Annotated in this window: 4 protein-coding genes; all 4 read left to right on the top strand. The window is 52.1% G+C overall.

What is annotated here, in order from left to right; translation table 11 throughout:
• Positions 1 to 107: 107 nt before the first annotated feature.
• The 4 genes from AC0QHF_RS14390 to moeB all read left to right on the top strand — a co-directional run bounded on the left by AC0QHF_RS14390 (position 108) and on the right by moeB (position 4,590).
• A complete protein-coding gene (locus AC0QHF_RS14390; protein WP_324704915.1) occupies positions 108 to 455 on the top strand; it encodes a hypothetical protein in 348 nt (115 codons plus the stop codon).
• Positions 452 to 2,518 carry an AAA family ATPase gene (locus tag AC0QHF_RS14385; protein WP_324704914.1) on the top strand — a complete coding sequence of 689 codons (2,067 nt, stop codon included), beginning with the start codon at positions 452 to 454 and terminating at the stop codon, positions 2,516 to 2,518. The genes AC0QHF_RS14390 and AC0QHF_RS14385 overlap by 4 nt, the downstream gene beginning before the upstream one ends.
• A 321-nt stretch (positions 2,519 to 2,839) precedes the next feature.
• Positions 2,840 to 3,352: a M67 family metallopeptidase gene (locus tag AC0QHF_RS14380; RefSeq protein WP_324704913.1), complete on the top strand. Its 513-nt coding sequence runs from the start codon at positions 2,840 to 2,842 to the stop codon at positions 3,350 to 3,352.
• Positions 3,353 to 3,417: 65 nt separating this feature from the next.
• Positions 3,418 to 4,590: a molybdopterin-synthase adenylyltransferase MoeB gene (gene moeB / locus AC0QHF_RS14375; RefSeq protein ID WP_324704912.1), complete on the top strand. Its 1,173-nt coding sequence runs from the start codon at positions 3,418 to 3,420 to the stop codon at positions 4,588 to 4,590.
• Positions 4,591 to 4,742 lie beyond the last annotated feature (152 nt).

Here is a 4,742-nt window from a genome sequence, read left to right as displayed (position 1 = left end):
ATTCCCAAGCTAATAGCACAAATCCTCTCGCATAGGATTGGGAGTTGCTATATCAACTGCCAACAACTGAGTCCACGACAGTGTGGACTGGTGCTATTAGCCTTGAAATGAATTTCAAGGCGGGTGACGAACCGTCCTGGCGCCTGCTATATTTGCGATCGCGGATTATTTATTCCCGACTCCCGACTCCCGACTCCCGACTCCCTGACTCGATTATGACTTATCAATATTCGGACAGTCTGATTACTGCAATTTCCAATGTTTTCGCCGAAGCGCGATCGCCTTACGGGGAGAATGTCGGCGCCGCGTTGCAAGATCCGATCACGGATGCATCTCCGGAGGTTCGGGAAATTATCGAGCGGGTGTTGCAGGCGGAACGGGATAAACTCTACATGAAAGCCCCCCGCAATATCAACGATGATGTCCTGAAAATTATTAAGGAAGTGGTGCAATGAAGTTGGTGTCGGTTCAACTCTGCAATTTTCGCCAGTTTTACGGGAAAACGCCGACGCTAAATCTGGCTTCGGGGGCGCAAAATACGACGGTGATTCACGGCAACAATGGGGCGGGGAAGACGACGCTATTGAATGCATTTACTTGGGTGCTGTATGAAAAGTTTAGCGCGGCGTTCGCGGCTTCGGGACAGTTGGTGAATAAGCGATCGCTCGCCGAAGCGGAACCGGGAAAAGCGGTGGGTTGCTGGGCGGAAATTATCTTTGAACACGATAGCAAACGCTACCTGGTGAAGCGGGTTTGTCGCGCCTACAAACAAAATGGAGAGATCGAACAATCCCCCAGCGAACTGTATATGCAAGTGGCGGGGGATGACGGCCGCTGGAATTTGCCCCCCCAACCGCCGGAGGAGATTATCAACCGCATTTTACCCGTCAGTTTGCATCAATATTTCTTCTTCGACGGGGAACGGATCGAGCAAATTGTCCGGGACGAAAGAAAAGCGGAAATTGCCGAGGCAACGAAAGAGTTATTGGGTGTGGAGGTACTGAATCGGTCGATCAAGCATTTAAAAGATGCGAGAAAATCATTGGAACTCGATTTATCAATCATTGGAAATCCGGAAACAAAGAAACTTTTAAAGGATAAAAAAAGGCTGGAGACGGAAATTCAGAATTTATCAAATCGACAAATTGAAATCGAGCAAGAACTGGAACACGAAGGGGAATTGAAGCGGACAGTCAGCGCCCACCTTTTGGACTTGAGTGGTGCGAAAGAGTTGCAGCAACTTCGGTCAGAATTGGAAGCTAAAATTAAGTCAATTCGGGAAGACTTGAAACAGTCGAATCTGGAAATTAATAAATTGCTGTCAACGCGAGGTTATGCGGTTTTTCTATCCGACACGATCGCGGACTTCAAAAACCTGTTTTCCGAACTGCGAGGAAAGGGAGAATTGATGACGGGAATTACCAAGCAATTTTTGGGGGAATTACTCGATCGCCACCAGTGCCTCTGCGGTTCGGAACTCCACGACGGAACCTCGGAACGCGATCGCGTCAAAAGTTGGCTGGAACGCGCCGGAATGGCGGATATCGAAGAGACGGCGATCCGGATGTCTACCCAGGTGGAAGATGTCGATCGCCAAGTCGTCGAATTCTGGGAAAATATCGACCGCCACCAAGCTTTAATTACTGACAATCGCGCCGAACTCTCCCGCATTGAAACCCGTTTAGACGACATCAAAAAACAGTTGCGAAATTTCCCGGATGAGGACATTCAAGAACTGCAAAAGCGACTGGACGAAATCGAAACCCGCATCGGCGAATTGAACCGGGAGATGGGCTCGAACCGGCAACAAATCGAAACCCTGCAAGCCGAAACCGAGAAACTTTCCAAGCAGATCGATCGCCAGCAGATGAACGAAATGAAGCAGTTAGTCGCACAGAGACGCATCGCCGCCACCCAGGACGCGATCGCTCGATTGACAGAGGTTAGAGAACGCCTCGATCGCCAATTTCGCCGGCAGTTGGAAAAACGGGTTCAAAATATCTTTTCCCGCATTTCTTTCACCCCCTACCAACCCCAACTGACGGACAACTACGAATTAAAATTAATCGAAAATACCGCCGGCGAAGATGCCACCGTCGCCGCCTCCACCGGGGAAAATCAAATCCTCAGTTTGTCGTTTATCGGTGGCATCATCGAAGGGGTGCGGGAGTGGAGTCAGAAAAACACGCTGATGGGACCCGACAGCAGCACATTTCCCATCGTCATGGATTCACCCTTCGGCAGTTTGGACGAAATTTACCGCCGCCAAATCGCTAATATTATCCCCCAGTTGGCGAACCAATTGATCGTGTTAGTCACCAAAACCCAGTGGCGGGGAGAGGTAGCCCAAGAAATCCGCGATCGCGCCGGACGAGAATACGTTTTGGTGTACAATTCTCCCAAGCCGGAGTGTGAGGAAGATGCGATCGAATTGGCGGGAAATCGTTATCCCCTGGTGCGGCGGAGCCCCAATGCGTTCGAGTATACCGAAGTGGTGGAAGTGGAACCGGAATTTTGATAAAAAAATGTAGGGGCAAGCCTCTGTGCTTGCCCCAGAACACAGCCCCCACCAATTCTCATCAAAAATTACAATATTTGTGAAAAAATTTTAAAAATTTGGGGCGATCGCTTGACTTTTGTCAAAATTTTGGTATCATTTTTATATAATGGAAATCTGTGCATTTTTTTATTTTTTGCATCCACTTCCATTATGAAGCCTAATGTCAATATCATACCGAAAGTAGTCGCTCCTTGTCAACCCTTTTTTCGAGGCAAATTTGACATCTGCGATGTCAAATTTGATTGTATCAAACATTATCAATTGTCAATTATTAAAAATATGGTCTTAATTCTCACTTCCGAACACCTCGAACAAATCCGCAGCCACGCCGAACGGACCTATCCCCGAGAATGTTGCGGGTTGCTGATGGGGCGCCTCGCCGGGGACGATCGCAAAATCCTCGCCGAAGTCCGGCCCGTCGAAAACGCCTGGGGTGAGACGGCGGCGGAGTCCTTCCAAGAGATCGAAACAGCCGAAAACCCCGTCACCACGCAAGAACGGCGGTTCACCATCGCCCCGGAAGTGCTGATCCGGGCCCAGCGGGAAGGGCGCGATCGCAACCGGTCCATCATCGGCATCTACCACTCCCACCCGGACCACCCCGCCGGCCCCTCGGAATTCGATCGCCGCTGTGCCTGGGCGGAATATTCCTATATCATCGTTTCAGTGGAAGGGGGGAAAGCCACAGACCTGAAAAACTGGAGTCTCGATCCCCGGCATCAGTTCCAACTTGAAGAAATGATAAGTTGTGAAGCCATCGGGGACACGGGGGATTATCATATATATCTTTGAGTGCAAACCTGAGAGGGGCGATCGCACCCCCTAAACTTGAAAGTATTTCCCTTGCGCGAATTGCCATGCTAAATCCGAATCTGGAAGAAATCCAGTTACAGCGAGACGAATATGAGCGCTACTCCCGCCACCTGATTTTGCCAGAAGTCGGGTTAGACGGGCAGAAGCGCCTGAAAGCGGCCAGCGTCCTGTGCATCGGTACAGGCGGGCTCGGTTCCCCCCTGCTGCTGTACCTGGCCGCGGCGGGAATCGGCCGGATTGGGATCGTCGATTTCGACGTGGTGGACACCTCCAACCTGCAACGCCAGGTCATCCACGGCACGTCCTGGGTCGGCAAGCCGAAAATTGACTCGGCGAAAAACCGCATTTTGGAGATCAACCCCAACTGCCAGGTGGAATTGTACAACACCCGCCTGAGCTCCGAAAATGCCCTGGATATCGTCAAATCCTACGATGTGGTCGTGGACGGGACGGATAACTTCCCCACCCGGTACCTGGTCAACGATGCCTGCGTATTGCTGAACAAACCCAACGTCTACGGTTCCATCTTCCGGTTCGAGGGACAGGCGACCGTCTTCAACTACGAGGGCGGGCCGAACTACCGGGATCTTTATCCCGAACCCCCGCCCCCCGGAATGGTTCCCTCCTGTGCCGAAGGCGGCGTTTTGGGGATTCTGCCCGGTATCATCGGGGTCATCCAGGCCACGGAGACGATCAAAATCATCCTCGGAAAGGGACGCACCCTCAGCGGTCGGCTGTTGCTGTACAATTCCCTGGACATGACCTTCCGGGAGTTGAAACTGCGGCCCAACCCGGAACGGCCCGTCATCGAAAAGCTGATCGACTACGAACAGTTCTGCGGCATTCCCCAGGCCCGACAGGAGGAAGCCCAGCAGGCGGGGGCGATTCCCGAAATGACGGTGAAGGATTTGAAGGCCCTTCTCGACAGCGGCGCGGACGATTTCGTGTTGATCGATGTCCGCAACCCCAACGAGTACGAAATCGCCCAAATTCCGGGGGCGGTGTTGATTCCCCTGCCGGATATCGAACGGGGCGAGGGGGTCGAAAAGGTGAAGGGACTCCTCAACGGCCACCGTCTGATCGCGCACTGCAAAATGGGCGGGCGATCGGCCAGGGCCTTGGGTATCCTCAAGGAAGCGGGTATCGAAGGGGTGAACGTCCAGGGCGGGATTACCGCCTGGAGTAAGGAAGTCGATCCTTCGGTTCCGCAGTATTAATTTGGAGTGCGGGGTGTGGGAATTGTAGGGGTGCTGCGTCTGGCGCCGAGCCCGATTTTAGATTCCCCTCCCCGCTCTTTACAAAAGTAGCAACAACTTTAGGATTTTCTCTTAAAGGAGTTGGTAGAGGCACATTGACTATGCCTTTAAGA

The organism is Lyngbya sp. CCY1209, from assembly GCF_055795065.1.
Note: the sequence above shows the minus strand (reverse complement) of the source record. Positions and strands in the feature narration are given on the sequence as shown.